Raw genomic sequence first — 25,570 nt, forward strand, 5'->3', positions numbered from 1 at the left:
GAAATGATTATTCATTTATCCTCAATGTATGGTGCTACAGAGGTTATAAAGGACAAATCAATTTAATATAAACAAGAAATTAAAAAATGCATGAGACATAGCTATGTCTCATGCATTTTAGCGTATTGGACGTCGATGACTGAGTTAGAAAATAACCTCATTACAACTCTAGTCCGACTTCCCTATATAAACTTTTGTTCATAAAATCTACAGATAGTTTAATTAAGAGTTACGGGCAGAACAACGAACCCTATGTTTCTGTCTTACTCCCTTTTTAATTATTCATCACTATCTTCTTCATTATCTGAAGCACTCTCGATATCTTCATTCACTCTATCCATAAAATCTTGTCTGATATCAATACGATCATCATTTTCAGGAGATTCTACAGATTCCATTTCTGCATCACCTTCTGTATGAATCGCATTGCCTGGTGTCTGATCATCCACTACCTCTTCTACATCTGCTGTTTCAGTAGTAGTAGATTGTTGCGCTTCATCTGCATTTTCCTCATTATCGTCTTCTTCGTTTACTTTAGCAACAGTAGAAACAAATTGACCATCTCCGAGTTTCATAAGGCGTACACCTTGTGCTGCACGTCCATTTTGAGAAATATCATGAACGTCAAGACGAATAATAACACCAGCGTTAGTTACAACCATTAAATCCTCTTCACCGGTTACAGTTGTGATACAAACGATGTTACCATTACGCTCGGTAATTGTCGCAGTTTTGATTCCTTTACCACCACGATTTGATAAACGATATTCGCTAACAGGTGTACGTTTACCGTAACCATTTTCAGTAACTACTAATACTTCATCTTCACTTTCTGAATCTGCAACATCAAGACCAACGACAGTATCCCCTTCACGTAGAGAAATACCTTTCACACCTGCTGCTGTACGGCCTAATGGGCGTAATGTAGATTCAGAAAATCTAATTAATGATGCATGTGCAGTTCCAATAAGAATATCTTCATTACCTGTTGTTAGACGTACTGCAATTAATTCATCATCTTCTTTAAAGTTAATTGCAATTTTACCGTTTTTGTTAATACGGGAGAAGTTACTTAATGATGAACGTTTAACGATACCTTGTTTTGTCGCGAATACGAGATAATCTTCTTCACTTTCAAGGTCTTTAACTGCAATCATCGTACTTATTGTTTCGTCATTTTCGAGTTCAATCGCATTAATAATAGGTATGCCTTTGGATTGACGTGACAACTCAGGAACTTCATAACCTTTGAGTTTATATACACGACCTTTATTCGTAAAGAACAGAACATGATCATGTGTACTCATTGTTACCAATTGACTAACGAAGTCCTCATCCAACGTGTTCATACCTTGTATGCCACGACCACCACGATTTTGAGAACGATATGTAGATACTGGTAAACGTTTAATATAGTTATTATGACTTAATGTAATAACAATTTGTTCTTCAGGGATTAAGTCTTCATCTTCAAGATCTTCTAGACCACCTAATTGAATTTCAGTGCGACGTTCATCGCCGAAACGTTCTTTAATTTCAGTCAATTCATCACGAACTAATTGTAATAGTACTTCTTCATCAGCTAAAATCTCTTCTAACTCTTTAATATATTCTAGAAGTTCATTATACTCAGATTCTATTTTATCTCTTTCTAATCCAGTTAAACGTCTTAAACGCATATCTAAAATTGCTTGAGCTTGACGTTCAGTTAGTTTAAAACGCTCTTGTAAACTTGCCATCGCAATTTTATCAGTGTCCGATTCACGAATTGTTGTGATAATTTCATCAATATGATCTAGTGCTATTCGTAAACCTTCTAGAATATGGGCACGGTCTCTTGCTTTTTTAAGATTATATTCAGTACGTCGTCTAACCACTGTTTTTTGGTGTTCTAAGTAATGGATAAGTGCTTCTTTTAAATTGATTAGTTTAGGTCTACCATTCACTAAAGCAATCATATTCACACCAAATGATGTTTGTAATGGCGTTTGTTTATATAAATTATTTAAAATAACACTCGCATTTGCATCTTTACGTACATCAATAACTACTCTTACACCTGTACGCAAACTTGTTTCATCACGTAAATCTGTAATACCGTCGATTTTCTTATCTCTAACTAACTCTGCGATTTTTTCAATCATACGCGCTTTATTGACTTGGAAAGGTATTTCCGTTACGACAATACGTTGACGGCCACCACCACGTTCTTCTATTTCAGCACGAGAACGCATTTGAATTGACCCACGACCTGTTTCATAAGCTCGACGAATACCACTTTTCCCTAGTACTAAACCGGCTGTAGGAAAATCAGGACCTTGGATGTCTTCCATCAGCTCATTAATTGTGATGTCTGGATTCTTACTTAAACTGAGCACACCATCAATAACTTCAGTTAAATTGTGGGGAGGAATATTTGTAGCCATACCTACGGCAATTCCTGCCGCACCATTTACTAGTAAGTTAGGGAAACGTGCAGGTAAGACTGACGGCTCTCTTTCATTACCATCATAGTTGTCAATAAAATCAATTGTGTCTTTGTTGATATCACGTAAAAGTTCTAATGTTATTTTAGTCATACGTGCTTCGGTATAACGCATTGCGGCTGCCCCGTCACCATCCATAGAGCCAAAGTTACCTTGACCATCTACAAGTGGATAACGATAACTAAAGTCTTGGGCCATTCTTACCATTGCTTCATAAATTGAAGAATCACCATGAGGGTGATATTTACCCATGACATCCCCGACTATACGTGCAGATTTCTTATAAGGTTTATCGGGCGTCATACCTTGTTCATTTAAACCATAAAGAATACGACGATGTACTGGCTTTAATCCGTCTCTAACATCAGGTAATGCACGAGAAACGATAACACTCATAGCATAGTCTAAGAATGATTCACGCATTTCACTGGTTATATTTCGTTCATTAATTCTTGATTGAGGTAATTCAGCCATCAAGAGATCCTCCTTCAAAAGTTCAGTTCATAGTGTCTAGAAATCTAGGTTGGCATAAACTGCATTGTCTTCGATAAATTGTCTGCGATTTTCTACTACATCGCCCATTAACATTTCAAATGTTTGGTCTGCATCAATTGCATCTTCAAGTCTCACTTGCAACATAGAGCGATGTTCAGGATTCATAGTCGTTTCCCATAATTGGTCTGCGTTCATTTCACCAAGACCTTTGTAACGTGCAATTGACCATTTTGGTGACGGGTTTAATTCTTGTTTCAACTTGTCTAGTTCTCTATCGTTAAATACATAATATTTTTGTTTTCCTTGTGTTAGTTTATATAAAGGCGGCTGAGCAATATAAACGTAGCCCGCTTCAATTAAAGGTCTCATGAAACGATAGAAGAATGTAAGTAATAACGTACGTATATGTGCACCATCAACATCGGCATCAGTCATGATTACGATTTTATGATAACGTGCTTTTGATATATCGAATTCTCCTCCAATACCCGTACCAAATGCAGTAATCATTTGACGAATTTCGTTATTGTTTAAGATACGATCTAAACGTGCTTTTTCCACATTCAAAATTTTACCTCTTAAAGGTAAAATGGCTTGTGTTCTTGAATCACGACCAGATTTAGTAGACCCCCCGGCAGAGTCACCTTCTACCAAGAAAATTTCACTTTCTTCAGGGTTCTTACTAGAACAATCTGCCAATTTACCTGGTAAGCTTGAAACGTCTAATGCTGATTTACGACGCGTAACTTCACGTGCTTTTTTGGCAGCCACACGTGCGCGTGAAGCCATAATACCCTTTTCAACAATAATGCGTCCTACAGATGGATTCTCATATAAGAAACGTTCAAAGTGTTCAGAAAATAATCTATCAACAACTTGACGTACTTCAGAGTTTCCTAATTTTGTTTTAGTTTGTCCTTCAAACTGAGGATCGCCATGTTTAATTGATACGACTGCTGTTAAACCTTCCCGTGTATCTTCACCTGAAAGTCTATCTTTATCCTCTTTAATAATCTTACTTTGCGTACCATAGCTATTTAAAACGCGTGTTAAAGCACGTTTAAAGCCATCTTCATGCGTACCACCCTCGTATGTATGAATATTATTCGCATACGTTAATAAGTTGGTTGCATATCCACTGTTATATTGAAGTGCAATTTCCACTTCAATATCGTCTTTAGACTGATGGATATATATAGGTTCATCGTGAAGAGGTTCTTTATTCTCATTTAATAAATCTACATAGGATTTAATCCCGCCTTCATAATGATATGAGTCTTCTCTAACTTCCTCTTCTCTTTCATCTTTTAAAGTAATTTGAATACCTTTATTTAAGAAAGCAAGCTCACGTATACGCTTTTGAAGTGTTTCATAGTTATAAACTGTTGTCTCTGTAAAGATTTCTTTATCGGCTTTGAATCGAATAGCTGTACCTGTTTTATCTGTATCGCCAATTTCTTTAAGATCAAATTGTGGCACACCTTGTTTATAGGCTTGATGATAAATCGTGCCATTACGATGTACATAAACTTCAAGATCTTGTGAGAGTGCATTAACAACTGAAGATCCAACACCGTGAAGACCGCCAGATACTTTGTATCCGCCACCTCCGAATTTACCTCCAGCGTGAAGTACAGTTAAGATAACTTCGACAGCAGGGCGTCCCATCTTTTCTTGAATATCAACAGGAATACCACGGCCATTGTCAGTAACTTTAATCCAATTGTCTTTCTCAATTACAACTTCAATATGACTAGCATAACCTGCTAATGCCTCGTCAATACTATTATCAACAATTTCCCATACTAAATGGTGCAACCCTCTTTCTGAAGTTGAACCAATATACATACCCGGTCTTTTACGAACCGCTTCGAGACCTTCTAAAACTTGTATCTGTCCAGCACCATAATTATCTGTGTTGTTTACATCTGACAATGTATTCACCATCACTTTCTCGTTACTTTAGTATTTCACCTTGACTAATACGGTATAACTTAGCGTTATTCATTATTTCATGATCTATTCCTTCAACTGACGTAGTTGTCACAAATGTTTGTACTTTATGTTGAATCGTACTTAACAAATGTGTTTGACGTGAATCATCAAGCTCACTCAAGACATCATCTAAAAGTAAGATTGGATATTCTCCTACTTCAATATTCATTAATTCAATTTCTGCCAACTTAATTGACAGCGCAGTGGTACGTTGCTGACCTTGTGAACCATACGTTTGAGCATCCATGCCATTTACATTGAAACTTAAGTCATCACGATGTGGGCCATAGAGACATACGCCTCGTTCTTTTTCTCTTTGTAAATTGTCATTTAACAATGCTAATACTTCTTCAATTAACTCAGATTGATTGGCTTCATAATTACTTAACTTCAAACTTGGAACATAATCGAGTGTCAGTGTCTCTCGATCATTTGTGATACCTGCATGAATGGGTTGTGCAAGTGTTTCTAATTCCTTTATAAAGTGCTCTCGACGTAACGTAACCTTCAGTGCATATTCAGCAAATTGTTGGTTTAAGACTTCTAACATTGTTGTATCTGTCTTCTGCCCAATTTGTAACTGTTTAAGGTAATTGTTCTTTTGCTTTAGAATACGCTGATATTGAGCTAAATCATTCAAATAGACAGCAGATATTTGTCCTAACTCCATATCTATGAATCGTCGACGTATTTGTGGTGAACCTTTAACGATATTTAAATCTTCAGGTGCAAATAAGACGACATTTAAATGTCCAATATATTGAGTTAGTCTGCTTTGCTCAAGATGATTTACTTTAACTTGCTTACCTTTTTTAGTTATAAACATCGTAAGCGGCATCGTACCATGTCTATAACTTAGCTCACCCTCTATTTTAGCATAATCAGACTTGAAACGTATGAGTTCCTTATCATTTGACGTACGATGACTTTTAGCAAGCGCTAAGGTATAAATTGATTCAAGTAAATTTGTCTTTCCTTGTGCGTTCTCACCAATAAGGATATTCACTTCGGGATGACAATCTAATGTCACCTGTTCATAGTTACGATAATTCTCTAATTGGAGTGTATTAAGTTTCATTGTTCACCTTGATGGATGATTAAAAAGGAACCCGTATCTTCAGGGATATCTGTAATATCAATGCGGTCGTTGTGTTCTAATTTTTTGCCACGTCTTGTTTCACGTTGTCCATTAATTAAAACCTCAAAATCCTGTAGAAACCATTTAGCTTGTCCACCTGATTCTATGATTCCTTCAGTTTTAAGAAATTGACCTAAAGTGATATTTCCTTCTACAACAACTTCTTGAACCAAAATTTCTCACTCCGTTTCTATATGTGTCATTAATATATTATACCGTTTTTTACTTTGAATTTCATTTAAAATAAAGAATGAAATCGTTTACTTTGATATATATTTTATTTTATCAAAAGCTGCTACAAATTTTATAATTTACTTACAATCATTTTAAAAACTTACACTGAATTTTAAATTTAAAGTGGTTTTTAGCACACTTTTTCCACAAGGGTAATTGAATACTCAAATATATTTATTATTGCTTTGAAAAGCGCTCAGTACATTTAAAATTAATTCTACATTCACGATAATTATCTCATTTGTCTATTTTAAGCTTTGAATGTTTGAAATGAGATTTGATATCAATATAAAAAAGCCTATGCAACAAATGCACAGGCTCCTTTGTATAAGAGATTTAGCAATCTAATCCGATTGTAACTTTAATTTTTATTAATATGTTCTAATAGGCAGAATTAATTGCGTTACAGAATCATCATCTTTTGGTTTTAAGATAAATGGTTTCATTGTACCAAAGAATTCTACTTCTACTTCATCATTATCAATGGCTTTTAAAGCATCCATCATGTATTTTGAGTTGAAAGAAATTTTCAAGTTTCCGCCTTCTACATCATTAGCGTTAACTTCTTCTTTAACAGTACCAATTTCAGGAGAAGTAGATGAAAGTTCAACTAATTCATTACCTGTACTTAATTTAATAACATTATTTCCACCTTCACGTGCTAATAAAGATGCACGATCAATTGCATGATAGAAGTCTCCATTGTTAATTCCTAATTTAATCTCATAATTTTCTGGGAATAAACGTGTCGTATCTGGATAATGACCTTCAAGTAAACGTGAGATGAAATTAATATTCCCCACTCTGAATAACACTTGGTTAGAAGCAAAGAAAATATCAATATCTTCGTCGCTGTCACTCATAATTTTGTTTAATTCAGATAAAGCTTTACCAGGAATGATGACATTTTTATTTTCTGATTCATCTTCTAACTGTAATTTTCTTACAGCTAAGCGGTGTGAATCTGTTGCTGTGCATATTAATTCATTATCTTGTATAAGCCAGTTCACACCAGTAAGTACTGGTCGTGTTTCTGAGGTGGACACTGCAAAATTAGTTTGTGCAATGATATTTTTTAGTACCTTAACTGACAATTGAATAGCGTCATCTCGTGATACCTCAGGTAATAATGGATATTGATCAGGATCTAGTCCACTTAAGTTAAATTCTGAATGACCTGATGTTATTAACGTTTGGAATTGTTCATTAGTTGATAATTTAACTTCTTTTCCAGGAAGTTTTTTAATAATATCAACGAAGAAACGACCAGGAAGTACAACTGATCCTGTTTCTGTAATTTCAACAATTTCTTCACCATCAACTTGTTTTGGAATAGTGATTTCTATTGATATTTCTGAATCTGACCCAGTTAAAATGACTTCATTTTCTTTAGCATCAATTTTGATACCTGTTAAAATCGGTAAAGTTGTTCTAGGTGAGATAGCCTTTAATGTGTCGTTAAGTTGATTAATAAAATAATCTCTTTTAATTGTGAATTCCATCATTAAATTTAAACTCCTTCCAGTCGTTTATATATAATTATATAGGTTTTAAATTCATAGTAATAGTAGTAGGCACTGTGGATTGGTGGATAAGTCTAAAAAACTTACGAATAGCACAGTTATACACATGTGGATAAACTGTGTATGTTGTGTATTATTTTTTCACATTATCCACAATTGCTATTTTTTATTCAGAGGGACAACTCCCCATCTTTTTAAGTGTTTAGGAATTGATTTACATAGTAATTATTCCCTAAAAGACAGTTTACAATCTGCTAATTTTCAATTTATTCAATATGGATTTATTTCCCATTACTGATTTCTAATTTCTTTTTCTAAGTTTTCTACTTCTTGCTTAAATGTAGGATCAGACTTGATATCATTTGCAATCTTTTCATGGGCATGGATAACTGTTGTATGATCGCGACCTCCAAATTCTTCACCTATCTTAGGTAATGAAAAATCAGTTAATTCTCTAGATAGATACATAGCTATTTGTCGTGGGTAAGCAATTGACTTTGTACGTTTTTTGGCACTAAAATCTTCAATTCTTACACTATAATATTGACCAACTATCTTTTGGATATCTTGAATTGTAATCTTTTTAGACTTAGGTGACTGAATGATATCTTTTAACGCTTCTGCAGTGAGTTCGGTTGTAATAGGTTTTCCTTGTAATTTGGAGTACGCTAAAAGTCGAGTTAATGCGCCTTCAAGTTCACGAATATTTGATTGGATTTGGTTGGCGATGTAATTCAAAGCTTCTGGCGGAATATCAAGATTTTCTTCTTCAATTTTCTTTTGTAATATTGCCATTCTTGTTTCGTAATCAGGTGGTGTGATATCAACTATTAGTCCCCACTCAAAACGAGAACGTAGACGGTCTTCCAGCTTAGCAATTTCTTTTGGTGGACGATCACTTGAAATAACGATTTGTTTATTATTTTGATGTAATTCATTAAAAGTATGGAAGAACTCTTCTTGCGTTTGTTCTTTATTTTGAATGAATTGAATATCATCAATTAATAAAACATCAATTTTACGATACTTTTCACGAAATGCTTCAGTTTCATTATCACGTATTGATTTAATAAATTCGTTTGTGAATTTCTCACTAGAAGTGTAAATGACTTTAGCATTAGGTTTGTTGCTAAGAACATGGTGCCCAATTGCATGCATTAAATGTGTTTTACCTAGACCTACGCCTCCATATATAAATAATGGATTATAAGCTTCTGCCGGTGCTTCTGCAACAGCTAAACTTGCAGCATGTGGGAAACGGTTACCAGGTCCAATGACAAATGTATCGAATGTATTGTGCATATTAAATTGTTCTTTTCCCCAAGTCTTATCATCTATAGAAGAATGTTGTACTTGGGGTTCTTGAACTTCTTGTGTATTTACATTGTTGTAGGATGCAAGTTCATCTTCAGAAATAAAATGTGGTTTCACTTCATAACCGATGACATCATAAATAATAGCCTGCATAATTTCTGAATATCGCTGATTAAGCCAACTCGCATTGAAAGGCAGACTTACTAATATAATGGCTTCGTCATTTTTAAGTGAGTAGAGTTGCGTATCTTTTATGAACGTTTGATAACTAGTGTTTGAAATTCTTTCCTGGGCAATTTCTAAAACTTTATCCCAAATTTCTTTCTCTGACATAAATAACTCCATCTTTCTTAAAATTTTAGACTTATACACAGAAATAACATAGGTGGATAAAAATAATCACAGCATGTTAATAATTATCCACAAGTTAATCACAATCAGTGGATAACTTAAACATAACTATGATTTATGCACACCATTTATGTATATAAATTTAATAAATAAATCCTTATAAAATCATAATTTGAACGACTTATCCACATAATTATACTTTTTAACTCCAAGTGATGTCAAATGGCTGTGAATATGTTGTTAAATTTTGAATAACTGTGTGTATAGCGCATGTGTTATCCACAATTTTTGCGAGAAATTATGTGTATAAGTGGATAACTTCAAATAAGCGTCACAATTCCTTCTTTTTTACTTTGGGAAATAATTTATATGGATTGCATGAACTATGTATATGACAATTTATTATTAAAATTGGTGAAGAAAAAAATTGCTTATATTAAATCACAACAAGTCATTTTCAATCGTTATATTCGTAAATTCATCTTGCTTTATAAAAGGTATTTTGTTATATTGTAGTAGTTGCTTGAATTATGACTAGATAATAATAAGCTATAGAACAAATTTCTTAATAGCAGACACAATAAGAGAGCAATTGCTCAGATGAAGTATGTTAGTAATTGAAGCTAACATATACTTCGTTAATTTATCTATTTATATGAACCAATTTCTAGGTAGGAAGTTGGAAATATTGGTAATTGAATTCAGATGGAGGTGTTTTGCATGGTAAAACGTACTTATCAACCAAATAAACGTAAACATAGTAAAGTTCATGGTTTCAGAAAACGCATGAGCACTAAAAATGGCCGCAAAGTTTTAGCGCGTCGTCGTCGTAAAGGCCGTAAAGTTTTATCTGCATAAGATCACTGAATCATCAGTGGTCTTTTTTTTGTTTAAATAATAAAATGATATTTAAGTATTGTTCTGATATCATTTTCAAAATAATATATACGTATGTTTTGTTAATAGATAATTGTTACTATTAAAATGAATAGATTAGAATAAGCGAGTGATGTTTAATGGAAAAAGCATATCGTATTAAGAGAAATTCAGACTTTCAAGCGATATACAAGAATGGGAAGTCTGTTGCAAATAGACAATTTGTTGTCTATACCTATAAAAATAGAGATTTAAAACATTTTCGCTTAGGAATAAGTGTCTCAAAAAAACTGGGCAACGCTGTTACAAGAAATAGAATTAAAAGAGCGATAAGAGAGAATTTTAAAGTGCATAAGCAAAATATTATCGCTAAAGATATTATAGTTATTGCGAGGCAACCAGCAAAAGATATGAATACACTGGAGATTCAAAGCAGTTTAGAGCATGTGCTTAAAATTGCAAAAGTGTTTAATAAAAAGATTAAGTAGGGTAGGGGATTTAGACAAACCGTAGTCTAACGTCACACATACCGAAGCCTTACATATGAATGTTGAACAGTTTATTAGCTTTTTTTAAAGAAACAATTTACAATGTTATAATGAATTTTTACATTAATAAGGAGGCGAGACTCTTATGGATTTTGATACGATTACAAGTATTTCAACACCGATGGGTGAAGGTGCTATTGGAATTGTGAGATTATCTGGGCCACAAGCTATTGAAATCGGAGATATCTTATATAAAGGAAAGAAAAAGTTATCTGAAGTTGAGACGCATACAATAAATTACGGTCATATTATTGATCCAGAAACAAATGAAACAGTTGAAGAAGTCATGGTGTCTGTATTACGTGCCCCTAAAACTTTCACACGAGAAGATATTATTGAGATAAATTGCCATGGTGGTATTTTAACAATTAATCGTATATTAGAGTTAACTATGACTTATGGTGCACGTATGGCAGAACCAGGTGAATATACAAAACGTGCATTTTTAAATGGTCGTATAGATTTATCTCAAGCAGAAGCGGTTATGGATTTTATACGTTCCAAAACTGATCGAGCTTCTAAGGTTGCGATGAATCAAATAGAAGGACGTTTAAGTGACTTAATCAAGAAACAACGTCAATCCATATTAGAGATACTCGCCCAAGTTGAAGTTAACATTGATTATCCAGAGTATGATGATGTAGAAGACGCAACGACGGACTTCTTACTAGAACAGTCTAAGCGTATTAAAGAAGAAATCAATCAGTTACTTGAAACAGGAGCACAAGGTAAAATAATGAGAGAAGGGTTATCTACAGTTATTGTAGGACGTCCTAATGTTGGGAAGTCTTCGATGCTAAATAACCTTATTCAAGATAATAAAGCAATTGTGACTGAGGTCGCTGGTACAACAAGAGACGTGTTAGAAGAATATGTCAATGTTAGAGGTGTCCCGTTACGACTTGTAGATACTGCGGGTATTAGGGATACTGAAGATATCGTAGAGAAGATTGGTGTAGAACGTTCTAGGAAAGCTCTAAGTGAAGCAGATTTAATTTTATTTGTGCTTAATAACAATGAACCTCTGACGGAAGATGATCAAACTTTATTCGAAGTCATTAAAAATGAGGATGTTATTGTAATCATTAATAAAACAGATTTAGAACAGCGATTAGATGTTAGCGAACTAAGAGAGATGATTGGTGATATGCCACTTATACAAACATCGATGCTTAAACAAGAAGGTATTGATGAATTAGAAATACAAATTAAAGATTTATTCTTTGGTGGCGAAGTACAAAATCAAGATATGACTTATGTATCTAATTCACGTCACATTTCATTGTTGAAACAAGCGAGACAATCAATTCAAGATGCGATTGATGCTGCTGAGTCTGGTATCCCAATGGATATGGTACAGATTGATTTAACACGTACTTGGGAAATTCTAGGAGAAATTATTGGAGAATCAGCGAGTGATGAATTAATAGATCAACTATTTAGTCAATTTTGTTTAGGAAAATAATGATATAAAAATATAAACAAGACGGTAAGACGTCTAAAATTCAAGATTTTATGACTTTTGGGAGGTAAAAGAGTGGTTCAAGAATATGATGTAGTAGTCATTGGTGCTGGTCACGCCGGTATTGAAGCAGGTTTAGCTTCAGCTCGTCGGGGTGCTAAAACGCTGATGTTAACAATTAATTTAGATAATATTGCTTTCATGCCATGTAATCCATCTGTAGGTGGTCCTGCGAAAGGAATCGTTGTACGTGAAATAGACGCTTTAGGTGGACAAATGGCAAAAACTATTGATAAAACTCACATTCAAATGCGTATGCTTAATACAGGTAAAGGTCCAGCTGTTAGAGCTTTACGTGCTCAAGCAGATAAAGTATTATATCAACAAGAAATGAAGCGTGTACTTGAGAATGAGGATAATTTAGACATCATGCAAGGTATGGTTGATGAACTCATTATAGAAGATAATGAAGTTAAAGGTGTTCGTACTAATATTGGTACAGAATATCGTTCTAAAGCTGTCATTATTACAACAGGTACATTCTTACGTGGAGAAATTATACTAGGAAACTTAAAATATTCTAGTGGCCCTAACCATCAATTACCATCTGTAACTCTAGCAGATAATTTAAGAAAATTAGGATTTGATATCGTTAGATTTAAAACGGGTACACCACCACGTGTAAATGCGAGAACCATCGATTATTCTAAAACTGAAATCCAACCAGGTGATGATATAGGTCGAGCGTTTAGTTTTGAAACAACCGAATTTATTTTAGATCAATTACCTTGTTGGTTAACTTATACAAATGGAGATACACATCAAGTCATTGATGATAACTTACATTTATCTGCTATGTATTCCGGTATGATTAAAGGTACAGGTCCTAGATATTGTCCATCAATTGAGGATAAATTTGTCCGCTTTAACGATAAACCAAGACATCAACTTTTCTTAGAACCTGAAGGACGTAATACGAATGAGGTATACGTGCAAGGATTATCTACTAGTTTACCTGAACATGTTCAACGTCAAATGTTAGAAACCATTCCAGGTCTTGAAAAAGCAGATATGATGCGTGCGGGTTATGCTATTGAATATGATGCAATCGTGCCTACTCAATTATGGCCAACGTTAGAAACAAAAGCGATTAAAAACTTGTATACTGCAGGTCAGATTAATGGAACATCAGGATATGAAGAAGCAGCGGGACAAGGAATCATGGCAGGTATTAACGCTGCTGGTAATGTTTTAGGTACAGGTGAAAAAATACTCAGCCGTTCAGACGCATATATTGGTGTACTTATAGATGATTTAGTCACTAAGGGTACAAATGAACCGTATCGATTATTAACTTCACGTGCGGAATATCGATTATTACTACGTCATGATAATGCTGATTTACGTCTTACTGATATGGGGTATGAATTAGGTTTAATATCAGAAGAACGCTATGCAAGATTTAATGAAAAGCGTCAACAAATCAAAGATGAAATACAACGACTTACCGATGTACGTATTAAACCAAATGAACATACGCAAGCAATTATTGAAGCTAAGGGTGGTTCAAGATTAAAAGATGGCATATTAGCGATTGATTTATTACGTCGTCCCGAAATGAACTACGAAACAATTTTAGAAATCTTAGAAGAATCACATCAACTTCCTGAAGCGGTTGAGGAACAAGTTGAAATTCAAACAAAATATGAAGGTTATATCAATAAATCTTTACAACAAGTAGAAAAAGTTAAAAGAATGGAAGCGAAAAAAATTCCTGAGGATTTAGATTATAGCAAGGTAGATAGTTTAGCATCTGAAGCACGCGAAAAGTTAGCTGAAGTTAAACCATTAAATATTGCACAGGCTTCACGAATTTCAGGTGTGAATCCAGCAGATATCTCAATTCTACTTGTTTATTTAGAACAAGGTAAACTTCAAAGGGTGAAACAATAATGAGTATTGAATGGTTATCAGAGAAATTAAGCGAGCAAGGCATAGAACTATCTAATACGCAAAAAGAGCAATTTCAAAAATATTATAAATTACTTGTTGAATGGAACAAAAAAATGAATTTGACAAGTATTACTGATGAACATGATGTTTATTTAAAACATTTCTATGATTCAATAGCGCCTAGTTTCTATTATGATTTTAACGGTCAATTAAGTCTTTGTGATATCGGTGCTGGTGCAGGTTTTCCAAGTATACCTTTAAAGATAGTATACCCTGAATTGAAAGTAACGATTGTAGATTCTCTAAATAAAAGAATACAATTTCTAAATCATTTAGCTGCAGAACTAGGTCTTGAAGATGTTAGTTTTGTGCATGATCGAGCAGAAACATATGGCAAGGGTGTCTACAGGGAGTCTTATGATATTGTTACAGCTCGTGCAGTAGCGAGATTGACTGTCTTAAGTGAGTTGTGCTTACCTTTAGTAAATAAAGGTGGACAGTTCCTTGCACTTAAATCATCAAAAGGTAAAGAAGAATTGCAAGAAGCGACGTTTGCTATTAACATTTTAGGTGGTAATGTGAAAGAGACTTATACTTTTGAATTACCTGAAAATGCCGGTGAGCGACAAATGATTATTATTGATAAACGTAGACAGACATCAAAAAAATACCCAAGAAAACCAGGTACGCCAAACAAATCTCCATTAGTTGAAAGTTAAGACATCATAGTATGATAAATAATTGAGAGGGAGAGAATGGATAATGAAGAAACCTTTTTCAAAATTATTTGGTTTAAAAAATAAAGATGACATCATTGGTTATACTGAAGAAGAACGTAATAATAATGTAGAATCCATTCATATTGAACGTATCGTACCCAATCGTTATCAACCTAGACAAGTATTTGAGCCAAATAAGATTAAAGAATTAGCAGAGTCTATTGAAGAGCATGGATTATTACAGCCTATAGTTGTACGTCCAATTGAAGAAGATATGTTCGAAATTATAGCCGGCGAACGACGATTTCGAGCATTACAGTCGTTGCATAAACCTCAAGTAGATGTCATTGTTCGAGATATGGATGATGAAGAAACAGCGGTAGTTGCATTGATTGAAAATATTCAACGTGAAAACTTATCTGTCGTCGAAGAAGCGGAAGCTTATAAAAAGTTACTTGAAATCGGGGGAACGACTCAAAATGAATTAGCAAAAAGTCTAGGCAAGAGCCAAAGCTTCATTGCTAATAAACTTAGATTATTGAAGTTAGCACCCAATGTGATTAAGAGATTACGTGAAGGTAAGATTACAGAAAGACATGCACGAGCGGTATTAGTATTACCTGATGAAACACAAGAAGAATTAATCGAGCAAGTTATTAGTCAGAAGTTGAATGTGAAACAAACTGAGGATAGAGTACGTCAGAAAACTGGACCAGAGAAAGTAAAAGCGCAGACTTTCCAATTTTCTCAAGATGTAACACAAGCAAAAGAAGAACTAGGTAAGAGTATTGAAACGATAGAAAAATCAGGTATACGCGTTGAACAAAAAGATAAAGAACATGAAGATTATTATGAAATTAAAATAAAGATATATAAGAAATAATTATAAGAGTCTGGTACATATTTTGATGATGTATTAGGCTCTTTTTATCGTATTACAGTGCATTATCTTTAATAGTATAACGGTGAAAATTCTGTGCAATAAAATATCCAAATAGCAAATATCAACATTAATAATCATATTAAATGTACCTAATAACATCTTAACCATAGCAAAGAAAACTTGTATTGCGTCACTCAATGAAAGAGCGGTTATATTAGATAAACGTATAATATTTTAAATGATGAAAAAGTGACTTTAAAATGTTTTACGTGAAACAAAAATTATCATTATTTAGAAAATTAGGTGATTTAAACAATATATTTACAACAATTGATTTACGCTATAAACTAAAAGTAAACGATACGTTTCGTTTAATAAATATGGATGAGAAGGGTTATTGTGTTTGGTATATCAATTTCTAGTGCTATACTACATTTCGTTATCGGAGGATTTGCTGTTGCACTTGCATCAATTATGGCTGATAAAGTAGGAGGAAAATTAGGTGGTATTATTGCCACTATGCCGGCAGTCTACCTTGCAGCTATTATAGCGTTAGCTATAGACCATAAAGGACAGCAACTTATTCAAATGTCAATTCATTTAAGTACAGGAGCAATTGTTGGGATTGTCTCATGTATTGTAACTGTGTTCTTTACTTCAATTTTTATTGGTAAGAAAAATTATAGAAGTGGAACAGTATTTGCAATTCTTTGCTGGTTTGTGATTTCTGTTGCGATTTTCTTAGTCAGACATATTTAAATTGGAGGATTAAAAATGAAGTTAGCAATTATTAAATTTTCAGTTGGTGGTTTAGCTGTTTTAATTAGTTATATTGTTTCTGTCGTGCTTCCATGGAAGGAATTTGGAGGTATATTTGCAACCTTTCCCGCAGTGTTTTTAGTTTCAATGTGTATTACTGGTATGCAATTTGGCAATGAGGTAGCTATGCATGTGAGCAGAGGTGCAGTCTTCGGTATGATAGGAGTTTTATGTAGTATACTAGCAACCTGGGGATTACTACAAGCTACACATATGTGGCTATTGAGTATTATTGGTGGTTTTGTAGCTTGGTTTGTAAGTGCATTGATTATTTTTGAAATTGTGGAATTCATAGCACATAAAAGAAGGGATAAACATGGCTGGAAGACCAAAAGATCCAACAATCAATAAAAAAATTTATACTGAGATTCAACGTTTATTGGAAACGACTCATTTTAGAGATATTACTATAGATCAAATTTCTGAGAATACTGGTATTTCTAAAGCAACTATTTATAGACGTTGGAAGGATAAATCTTCAATTATCATGTCCGCGTTTATTGAACAATCTCAATATATTGCGATTCATAATCAAGATAATTTATATGATGATTTATTCCAGTTTTTAGTAAAAATAAAAGATATCTATAAAACAAAACTAGGTAGTGCTGTGATTGAAATATTAATTAGTCATCAACAAATGGAAGCTAGAGAAACTTTTATGACTAATTACTTTAATCATAATCGCAAAGTTTTAAAAGAGATTGTTCGTAAGCACATACAAGAGGAAGAACAAGATTTGTTTATTGATTTAATCTTCTCACCCATCTATTTTAATATATTAATTAAACCTGAAACTCTGGATGAAAATTACATTAAAAAGATGTTGAATCAAGTTTTACGTATATATCATTGATATGAAAAACGCTCCTTTCGAGGAGCGTTTTTTGTTTTTCATGTAACAGGTTAGCCTAAGGTCAGTCTATTAAAACCTTTAATCATACTATGTCAAAGCATTTTGACAATGATAAAGGTGACATCGCAAAAACTATTTGATAGCTTTTATAGAGAAAACCTGATTTGATTTAATAATAATATTAAATGATTTCAAATCATAATTAAGGAGTTTAAAGCAATGAATGTTAGCAATCAAATCAAAAAATTTAGAGAAAGAGATGGGTATTCACAAGAATTTTTGGCTGAGAAAATGTTTGTTTCAAGACAAACTATTTCAAATTGGGAAAATGATAAAAGTTATCCGGATATTCATAAATTACTTATTATGTGTCAACTTTTCAAGATATATCTAGACGAACTAGTGGAGGATGATTTGAAAAACGGGCAAATCAAAAGTATTAAAAAAGAATTAGACTTTTGGACATGTATGATGATAATTCCAATAGTATTAGGAAGTGTTCTCATAGGTCCTATGACTCATTACTTTCATTGGTTAGGAATGGGAATAACATATTTAGTATTTTTAATAGGTATCATTGCTTCTACAAAATTAGAAAAAATTAAAATAAAAAATGATATTGAAACATACGACAAGATATTAGCCTTTATTAATGGTAAAGATCCTAAAGAGGTGCAAAAAAGTAAGTTTAGAGATATATGGACATCCTCAATTTCTTTTATTTTCTTTGTTGGTGTGATCATCGGTATAAGTTACTTAAGTATCATTTTAACTGATTATTTTTTATAAAAATCAAAAAGAGAATAGACTGGATGCCTATTGAATTTGACACCCAGCCTACTCTAAGAATGATTATTTATTGCTTTGTCCACTCATAATAATAATGGGAAATATGAAACAACACATAATACAAAATTATGATTATTGTTTTCATAAATATTCCCTACATAGTTTTTATTGCACTTAATAGCAGCGTTTAGCTATTCATTCCACCTATCATACCTGATCCTATTAATATGATGAGTGCAACGATTCCTAATATCACAGATGCTTTTTTAGATAAACGACTTGTTGAGTAATAAACAACACCTGTTAAAAAGGCTTTTAAAAGATTAGTTAAACTGAAAGCCATGAGTGTTTTATTATCCTTTGAAAAAATGTTTAAGCTATCAAGCTTATAGTCTGTTACCTTTAGTCCAAAAACTATTTGAATTAAAGAAATAATAGTTGTAAATCCTAAAATAATGATTGAATAAGAGAGTGCTGCTGAGAATAAACTGCTCGCTTTGGCGTCAGATTTAAATATTTTAGAAATAATTAGAAAGATTAAAAATACTACAACAACACTAAAGATTGTTCCTATGAAAGCGCCTATAGTTGTAGACATACGTAACATATTTTCATCCATTTGGCTATTAGTTATCGATTGGTTATCTAATAGTTCATTGCTAGTATTATATGTGATGAAAGCGCTAATAATAGCTAATACTATCACTATGATTGATTTAAGTATCCATTTTGGCTGATGTCTTAGTTTGTTAAAATGATTAACAAATGGAATACTTGAGTTTTGAATATCATTTTCTTTTAATTCCTGTGTACTCATGTAATATATCTCCTTTACTTATTAAGGTTAGTTTGATGGTAACATTTTATTACATAATATAAAATGCAAAATCCTTAAATTTAATTAAATATAGTTACTAATACTAATTTAAAGACAAAATGATTGATAATATATTAAAAATTATAAGATTTAGTAATTTTTTTACATATAAAAGATTAATAATTTTACAAATGTGTTATCATTTCCTTGTGAATCTATTACACAAGGAGAATATATATGAATAAGAAACTATTGTGGAGCATTATTGGTATTGTAATTATTGTCGTATTAATCATTGCTGCTTTTATATTAAAACAAGTTAATGGTTCAGGTAGTAAAGATAGTAATGCTTACGATACATATACAGTAAGAAAAGAAACACCTATTAGTTTAGAAGGCAAAGCGTCTCCAGAATCTGTGAAAACTTATAACAATAATCAATCTGTGGGTAACTTCTTAAGTGTTTCAGTACAAGATGGTCAAACAGTTAAACAAGGTGAACGTATCATCAATTATGATACAAATGGGAATAAACGCCAACAACTAGTGAACAAAGTGAATCAAGCACAATCTCAAGTTAATGATGATTATCAAAAAGTAAATCAAAGTCCTAACAATCATCAATTACAAGTTAAATTGACTCAAGATCAAAGTGCTTTAAATGAAGCTCAGCAGTCATTGTCACAATATGACAGACAACTCAATGACAGCATGAATGCATCATTTGATGGTAAAATTAACATTAAAAATGATTCAGATGTAGGCGAAGGGCAACCTGTTTTGCAATTAATTTCTTCAAATCCTCAAATTAACGCAACTATCACAGAGTTTGATATTAATAAAATTAAAGAAGGCGATGAAGTAAATGTCACTGTAAATAGCACAGGTAAAAAAGGAAAAGGAAAAATTCTTAAAATAGATGAACTTCCTACAAGCTATGATACAAGTGACGATAGTACAGCATCATCGGCACAAGCAGGGGCACAAGGTGATAGTGAAGAAGGAACTGAAATGACGACATCTAATCCTACAATTAATCAGCCAACAGGTGGTAAAAGTGGCGAAACATCAAAATATAAAGTTATCATTGGTGATTTAGATATACCCGTGAGATCAGGCTTCTCTATGGATGCTAAAATCCCTCTTAAAACTAAAAAGCTACCAAATAACGTGTTAACAAAAGATAATAACGTATTTGTCGTTGATAAAAATAATAAAGTTCACAAACGTGAAATTAAAATTGAACGTAATAATGGTGAAATCATTGTGAAAAAAGGATTGAAATCTGGCGATAAAGTCCTTAAAAGTCCAAAAGGTAATTTAAATGATGGAGAAAAAGTAGAGGTGTCATCATGATTGAATTGAGAAAAATCAATCGACACTTTAAAAATGGAAATGAATCAAATCATATTTTGAAAGACATAGATATTCATATTGATGAAGGTGAATTTATTGCTATCATGGGTCCGTCTGGTTCAGGTAAAAGTACGTTAATTAATATCTTGGGATTTATTGATCGTGGATATGAAGGAGAATACTTTTTTAACAATGAGAATTATCAAAAAAGCTCAGATAATAAGCTCGCAGAAATTCGAAATCATACTGTAGGTTTCGTCTTTCAGAATTTTAAATTGATTCAAAATAACACTATTTTAGAAAATGTAAGTATTCCGCTAATTTATAATGGTTTGAGTAATAAAGCGAGAAAAAGCAAAGTTTTAGACGGACTTCATGACGTCGGTCTCAAAGGTAAAGAGAATCTCTTACCAAATAAATTGTCAGGAGGGCAGCTACAACGTGTAGCTATTGCCCGGGCAATTATTAATGACCCTAAGTTTATTATTGCCGATGAACCTACTGGCGCTCTTGATTCGAAGACATCTCAAGATATTATGGAGCTTTTCGTAAAACTGAACAAAGAACAGAATACAACTATTATTATGGTAACGCATGATCGTGAAGTGGCGGAAAAAGCTGATCGTATTATCCATATTTTGGATGGGCGTGTGCAAGAGGAAGAGGTGTTGACACGTGAATAACTTTTCAAATGTCATATCAGTTGCTATTCGTTCCATTTTAAAAAACAAACGACGTAATATCTTTACGATGATTGGAATAATTATTGGTATTGCATCAGTAATTACTATCATGTCGTTGGGGAACGGTTTTAAGAAGTCAACGACTGAGCAATTCAATGATGCTGGTGCTGGTAAAAATCAAGCTTCAATTTCTTACATGACAGAAAATATGGAAGCGCCTAAAAATAATCCATTTAAGCAAGAGGATATGAGTGTTGTTGAACAGGTTAATGGTGTTAAGAGTGCTAAAGTAAAAGAGGATAAGGATAGCACATATTCAGTCAAAATTACGAATACACATGGCAGTAGTGATGCTAGTTTAAAAAAGGTTGATAAACTGACAGACGTAGATGAAGGAAAAGGATTTACGAATGATGATAATGAAGTGCTAGAAAAAGTAGCCGTTATAGATAAAAAAATTGCTAAAAAAGTATTCAATAATCAGGCAATGGGTCAATCTATTTATATAAATGGAGAAGGGTTTAAAGTCGTAGGCGTCTCTGAAAGCTCAGAAGTTGATGAAAGTGGGATGCCTATTGAGTCATTAATTCAAATACCTTCAAAAACATTTAATAAATATATGGGCAATTTGACACAAGGTATGCCTCAATTATTAGTTACAGTTGAAAAAGGTTCAGATAAGAAAGACGTAGGTAAAAAGGTCGAAAAAGTGTTGAATAAAAAAGGAACTGGCGTATCTGAAGGTCAATATAGTTATGAAGATAATGAAGCGGTGATGAAAACGATAGGTTCAGTCTTAGACACGATTACTTACTTTGTCGCTGCTGTTGCGGGAATATCACTCTTTATTGCAGGTATTGGTGTGATGAATGTCATGTATATTTCAGTCACTGAACGAACAGAAGAGATTGCAATTCGTCGTGCATTTGGCGCTAAAGGTCGAGATATTGAAATACAATTCTTAGTAGAAAGTGTTGTGTTATGTCTCATAGGTGGTATCATCGGATTAATTCTAGGTATTATTATTGCTACATTGATTGATCTCGTGACACCTGAAATGGTTAAGAGTTCCGTCAGTCTAGGTTCCGTCATCCTAGCTGTAGGTGTATCAACATTGATAGGCATCATTTTCGGTTGGATACCTGCACGTTCAGCTTCTAAAAAAGAATTAATTGATATTATTAAATAATCTATAGCATAGAATGATTTATCGTAAGGTACTATATGGTCGAAATTCTTGTTAACACAGCTATTAGTGTTTATATTGTTGCATTATATACTCAATGGTTAAGTACACGCGATAATTTGAAAGCATAGTAGTTATTAGCCTTTATCACCTATACCCCCTCACTGTTACAAGTAGAGGGGGTTAATATATATGTGAATACTTATTTCTGACTATCTATCAATCAGTTGAAGAATGTAAAAAATTTTTAATTTTCATGAATTGAATAAAAATATAAAAAGCAGTATATGTATTAACTAAAATTATCACGATCTTTAATTAATTTATAATATGAATTTAAAATATGGATATGGAAATATAAAGTGATTCAACATTATATGCGTAATTAATTATTAGAAAATATTGATGTAGATTAAATTTTTACAGAAGAGTATTTATAACTATTTGCAGGAAAAATAAAAAGGTTAATGTAGTTAGCTTACTATCAGCGCACGAATAGTGGTTGATCAATAGAAAAAATTATAGATGCAAAGTAAACCATCCGTTTGTACGGGTGGTTTTGATTTTGTAAGGTAAAAACTCATTATTGCAGGATATACAAGAGTATTGTCTATCGAGCGAAATATAGAAAGGTAATTTGAAAATTTGAGATGATATATAACTTTAAACATTGAGTAGACTCAACTCAAAAAGTAAGATTAGTTATTAAAAATGTTTCGCATGCTACTTTTTTCATTTAATGATACTTGAATTGTTATTAATAAATAAGATTATTTTATCAATTTTAATTGTGATTAATGCGATAAAATAGATAAATATAATCGAAAATAATGTATTAGATTATTTTAAATGCTGTAATAGAATCAATAAAATGTTTTAAAAACTAAAAAGTTAACAAAAATGTACCCAAATAAGTTAAAAAAATTAATAACTTTTATGTTATTTTGAATTTAGCAGTTATTTTTTCATTCTTTATAAGGGAAAAATCTTATAGAGGTGATTTCTTTGACAAATAATAATAGAATAAAAAGATTTAGCATTAGAAAGTACGCAGTGGGAGTAGTATCAATTATTACAGGTGTAACAATTTTCATCGGAGGGCAACAAGCTCAAGCAGCTGAAACTTCAGTGCAACATGCGGATGCACACCCAGAAGACTCGCAAACAACACAACAATTAAAAAATGATAAGGTAGAAGAAACGTTAAAAGCTTCAAAACAAGTTAATGCTGATAGTCAACAAGTACAAACAATTGATCAATCTAAAACAAATCAAAACAACCAACATTCTGTAGCTGAAAGTGCACAACTGAAAAGTGATGAGACAGCTAATCAGCCAAAAAAAGAAGAAAGTAGCTCAGTAAAACAAGACGTCCAACCGTCTAAAAATGTAAATCAACAAGACGCAGCTACTCAATCAAATGAGAGAGAAAATAATGACATAAAAGGTGAAGGTCAAACTTCAAAGACGAGCAATCAACATATTCAGACTTCTAACAGTCATAATCAATCAACAGGAACAAAAGACAGCGACTCAGAAGAAATCGACCAACCATTAGTGAAATTACAAAAGCCGTCTAATGATTCTACATATCAAACACAATCAAAAACAAAACAAGATAGTTCTAAACAACTCCCTCAAGAAAAAACAACAAAACGTCAAATTCAAACAACTGAAAATGAACAGACAACTAAAGTTGATTCTAAAAAAGCTAATGACACTCAAAATGTTGAAAAACATACTCAAGAGCCTAAAAATGATACATCAACATCACAGAAAAATCATCATCAAGTAGCTACAAAAGAACAATCTAATAGAAGTACAACAAGGAAGACGCAAAAGCAATCATCAAATGCTAATCAAAATCATCAGTCTACACATCAAGCACAGTTCAAAAACCAATATCCAGTAGTATTTGTCCATGGTTTCCTAGGCTTTGCAGGTGATAATCAATTTAGTTTAGCTCCAAAATATTGGGGTGGTACAAAATACAATATTGACAGAAATTTAACTAATGAGGGTTACAATGTACATGAAGCAAATATTGGTGCTTTTAGTAGTAACTATGATCGCGCAGTAGAATTGTATTACTATGTCAAAGGAGGACGTGTTGATTACGGTGCAGCGCATGCAGCTAAATATGGTCATCATCGCTATGGTCGAACATACAAGGGCATCATGCGTGATTGGGAACCTGGCAAAAAAATTCATTTTATAGGTCACAGTATGGGTGGTCAAACCATTCGTCAAATGGAAGAATTCTTAAGAAATGGTAACCAAGAAGAAATAGAATATCAACGTCAACATGGGGGTACTATATCCGATTTATTTACAGGTGGTAAAGATAATATGGTTGCTTCAATTACTACACTTGGCACACCACATAATGGTACACCTGCTGCAGATAAAATTGGCACACGTAAACTTGTAAAAGAAACGATTAATCGTATTGGTAGATTAAGTGGTGGTAAAGATGTAGATATAGATTTAGGTTTTTCTCAATGGGGATTAAAACAACAACCAAATGAAAGTTACATTGATTACGCGGAACGTGTATCCAAAAGTAAGATTTGGAATACTGAAGATCAAGCTGTTAATGATCTGACAACGCAAGGTGCTGAAAAAATTAATCAACAAACAAGTCTAAATCCTAATATTGTCTACACTACTTATACAGGGTCAGCGACTCACACAGGACCTCTTGGTAATGAATTACCTAATTCTAGTGAAATTCTTTTATTGAACTTAACCAGTCGTATTATTGGTAAAGATGTAAACAAAGAAATTAGACCGAATGATGGTGTAGTTCCAGTTATATCATCACAACATCCTTCTAATCAAGCCTTTAAAAAAGTTGATGATCATACACCAGCTACTGATAAAGGTGTTTGGCAAGTGAGACCCGTTCAACATGATTGGGACCATTTAGATTTAGTAGGTATGGATGCATTTGATTTAACACATACAGGTAGAGAATTAGGTCAATTCTATCTAGGTATTATGGATAATATCATGAGAATCGAAGAAGCAGACGGTATTACAAATAAATAAATTTATAGTGTAAGGAAGCCCTCAATAGGGAGGTCA

21 protein-coding genes are annotated in these 25,570 nt (G+C 32.9%); 14 read left to right on the top strand and 7 right to left on the bottom strand.

Features of this window, described 5'->3' with window-relative positions; all coding sequences use genetic code 11:
- Positions 1–278 precede the first annotated feature (278 nt).
- The 6 genes from gyrA to dnaA all read right to left on the bottom strand — a co-directional run bounded on the left by gyrA (position 279) and on the right by dnaA (position 9,518).
- Positions 279–2,960 carry a DNA gyrase subunit A gene (gene gyrA, locus HMPREF2576_RS08870; protein WP_001831812.1) on the bottom strand — a complete coding sequence of 894 codons (2,682 nt, stop codon included), beginning with the start codon at positions 2,958–2,960 and terminating at the stop codon, positions 279–281.
- 36 nt (positions 2,961–2,996) lie between these two features.
- Positions 2,997–4,928, bottom strand: a complete 1,932-nt coding sequence (gyrB, locus tag HMPREF2576_RS08875) for a DNA topoisomerase (ATP-hydrolyzing) subunit B (protein WP_001831817.1) — start codon at positions 4,926–4,928, stop codon at positions 2,997–2,999.
- Positions 4,929–4,938: 10 nt separating this feature from the next.
- Positions 4,939–6,054: a DNA replication/repair protein RecF gene (gene recF / locus HMPREF2576_RS08880; protein ID WP_002437307.1), complete on the bottom strand. Its 1,116-nt coding sequence runs from the start codon at positions 6,052–6,054 to the stop codon at positions 4,939–4,941.
- Positions 6,051–6,287, bottom strand: coding sequence for a S4 domain-containing protein YaaA (yaaA, locus tag HMPREF2576_RS08885; protein WP_001831806.1), 237 nt, complete (start codon positions 6,285–6,287; stop codon positions 6,051–6,053). The genes recF and yaaA overlap by 4 nt, the downstream gene beginning before the upstream one ends.
- A 432-nt stretch (positions 6,288–6,719) precedes the next feature.
- On the bottom strand, positions 6,720–7,853 hold the full coding sequence (gene dnaN / locus HMPREF2576_RS08890) for a DNA polymerase III subunit beta (RefSeq protein WP_001831813.1): 1,134 nt from the start codon (positions 7,851–7,853) through the stop codon (positions 6,720–6,722).
- Between the two features lie 309 nt (positions 7,854–8,162).
- A complete protein-coding gene (dnaA, locus tag HMPREF2576_RS08895) occupies positions 8,163–9,518 on the bottom strand; it encodes a chromosomal replication initiator protein DnaA (RefSeq protein ID WP_001831814.1) in 1,356 nt (451 codons plus the stop codon).
- A gap of 738 nt (positions 9,519–10,256) precedes the next feature.
- On the opposite strand from dnaA, the gene rpmH reads away from it, so the two are divergent.
- The 10 genes from rpmH to HMPREF2576_RS08945 all read left to right on the top strand — a co-directional run bounded on the left by rpmH (position 10,257) and on the right by HMPREF2576_RS08945 (position 18,441).
- Positions 10,257–10,394 (top strand): 50S ribosomal protein L34, encoded by a 138-nt coding sequence (gene rpmH, locus HMPREF2576_RS08900; RefSeq protein ID WP_000240855.1) that lies wholly within the window; start codon positions 10,257–10,259, stop codon positions 10,392–10,394.
- A 158-nt stretch (positions 10,395–10,552) separates the two neighbouring features.
- Positions 10,553–10,900 (top strand): ribonuclease P protein component, encoded by a 348-nt coding sequence (rnpA, locus tag HMPREF2576_RS08905; RefSeq protein ID WP_001832522.1) that lies wholly within the window; start codon positions 10,553–10,555, stop codon positions 10,898–10,900.
- A gap of 145 nt (positions 10,901–11,045) precedes the next feature.
- The gene (gene mnmE, locus HMPREF2576_RS08910) at positions 11,046–12,425 is read left to right on the top strand and encodes a tRNA uridine-5-carboxymethylaminomethyl(34) synthesis GTPase MnmE (protein WP_001831768.1); all 1,380 of its coding nucleotides are present in this window, start codon (positions 11,046–11,048) and stop codon (positions 12,423–12,425) included.
- A 72-nt stretch (positions 12,426–12,497) separates the two neighbouring features.
- Complete coding sequence (mnmG, locus tag HMPREF2576_RS08915) at positions 12,498–14,375, top strand: tRNA uridine-5-carboxymethylaminomethyl(34) synthesis enzyme MnmG (RefSeq protein ID WP_001831818.1); 1,878 nt, start codon at positions 12,498–12,500, stop codon at positions 14,373–14,375.
- On the top strand, positions 14,375–15,094 hold the full coding sequence (rsmG, locus tag HMPREF2576_RS08920; RefSeq protein WP_002437291.1) for a 16S rRNA (guanine(527)-N(7))-methyltransferase RsmG: 720 nt from the start codon (positions 14,375–14,377) through the stop codon (positions 15,092–15,094). Before mnmG ends, rsmG begins: the two co-directional genes overlap by 1 nt.
- A 43-nt stretch (positions 15,095–15,137) precedes the next feature.
- The gene (gene noc, locus HMPREF2576_RS08925) at positions 15,138–15,977 is read left to right on the top strand and encodes a nucleoid occlusion protein (RefSeq protein ID WP_001831794.1); all 840 of its coding nucleotides are present in this window, start codon (positions 15,138–15,140) and stop codon (positions 15,975–15,977) included.
- A gap of 399 nt (positions 15,978–16,376) precedes the next feature.
- Positions 16,377–16,736: a DUF3147 family protein gene (locus HMPREF2576_RS08930; RefSeq protein ID WP_001831810.1), complete on the top strand. Its 360-nt coding sequence runs from the start codon at positions 16,377–16,379 to the stop codon at positions 16,734–16,736.
- A gap of 15 nt (positions 16,737–16,751) precedes the next feature.
- The gene (locus tag HMPREF2576_RS08935) at positions 16,752–17,147 is read left to right on the top strand and encodes a DUF3147 family protein (RefSeq protein WP_001831775.1); all 396 of its coding nucleotides are present in this window, start codon (positions 16,752–16,754) and stop codon (positions 17,145–17,147) included.
- Positions 17,113–17,652, top strand: a complete 540-nt coding sequence (locus HMPREF2576_RS08940; RefSeq protein ID WP_002437284.1) for a TetR/AcrR family transcriptional regulator — start codon at positions 17,113–17,115, stop codon at positions 17,650–17,652. The genes HMPREF2576_RS08935 and HMPREF2576_RS08940 overlap by 35 nt, the downstream gene beginning before the upstream one ends.
- 219 nt (positions 17,653–17,871) lie before the next feature.
- Positions 17,872–18,441: a helix-turn-helix transcriptional regulator gene (locus tag HMPREF2576_RS08945; protein WP_002437281.1), complete on the top strand. Its 570-nt coding sequence runs from the start codon at positions 17,872–17,874 to the stop codon at positions 18,439–18,441.
- 187 nt (positions 18,442–18,628) lie between these two features.
- Here the strand turns inward: HMPREF2576_RS08945 and HMPREF2576_RS08950 are convergent, their stop codons facing one another.
- Positions 18,629–19,258: a YIP1 family protein gene (locus tag HMPREF2576_RS08950; protein ID WP_002437279.1), complete on the bottom strand. Its 630-nt coding sequence runs from the start codon at positions 19,256–19,258 to the stop codon at positions 18,629–18,631.
- 237 nt (positions 19,259–19,495) lie between these two features.
- Here HMPREF2576_RS08950 and HMPREF2576_RS08955 point away from each other — a divergent pair, with 237 nt between their 5' ends.
- From HMPREF2576_RS08955 to lip, 4 genes are all read left to right on the top strand, one after another.
- Positions 19,496–20,614, top strand: a complete 1,119-nt coding sequence (locus HMPREF2576_RS08955) for an efflux RND transporter periplasmic adaptor subunit (RefSeq protein ID WP_002437277.1) — start codon at positions 19,496–19,498, stop codon at positions 20,612–20,614.
- Positions 20,611–21,297: an ABC transporter ATP-binding protein gene (locus HMPREF2576_RS08960; RefSeq protein ID WP_070856511.1), complete on the top strand. Its 687-nt coding sequence runs from the start codon at positions 20,611–20,613 to the stop codon at positions 21,295–21,297. The genes HMPREF2576_RS08955 and HMPREF2576_RS08960 overlap by 4 nt, the downstream gene beginning before the upstream one ends.
- A complete protein-coding gene (locus HMPREF2576_RS08965) occupies positions 21,290–22,486 on the top strand; it encodes an ABC transporter permease (RefSeq protein WP_001831769.1) in 1,197 nt (398 codons plus the stop codon). The genes HMPREF2576_RS08960 and HMPREF2576_RS08965 overlap by 8 nt, the downstream gene beginning before the upstream one ends.
- 1,002 nt (positions 22,487–23,488) lie before the next feature.
- Positions 23,489–25,534, top strand: coding sequence for a YSIRK-targeted triacylglycerol lipase (gene lip / locus HMPREF2576_RS08970; protein ID WP_070856513.1), 2,046 nt, complete (start codon positions 23,489–23,491; stop codon positions 25,532–25,534).
- Positions 25,535–25,570: the final 36 nt, after the last annotated feature.

This window comes from Staphylococcus sp. HMSC063F05, assembly GCF_001837075.1.
Lineage (GTDB): Bacteria > Bacillota > Bacilli > Staphylococcales > Staphylococcaceae > Staphylococcus > Staphylococcus epidermidis.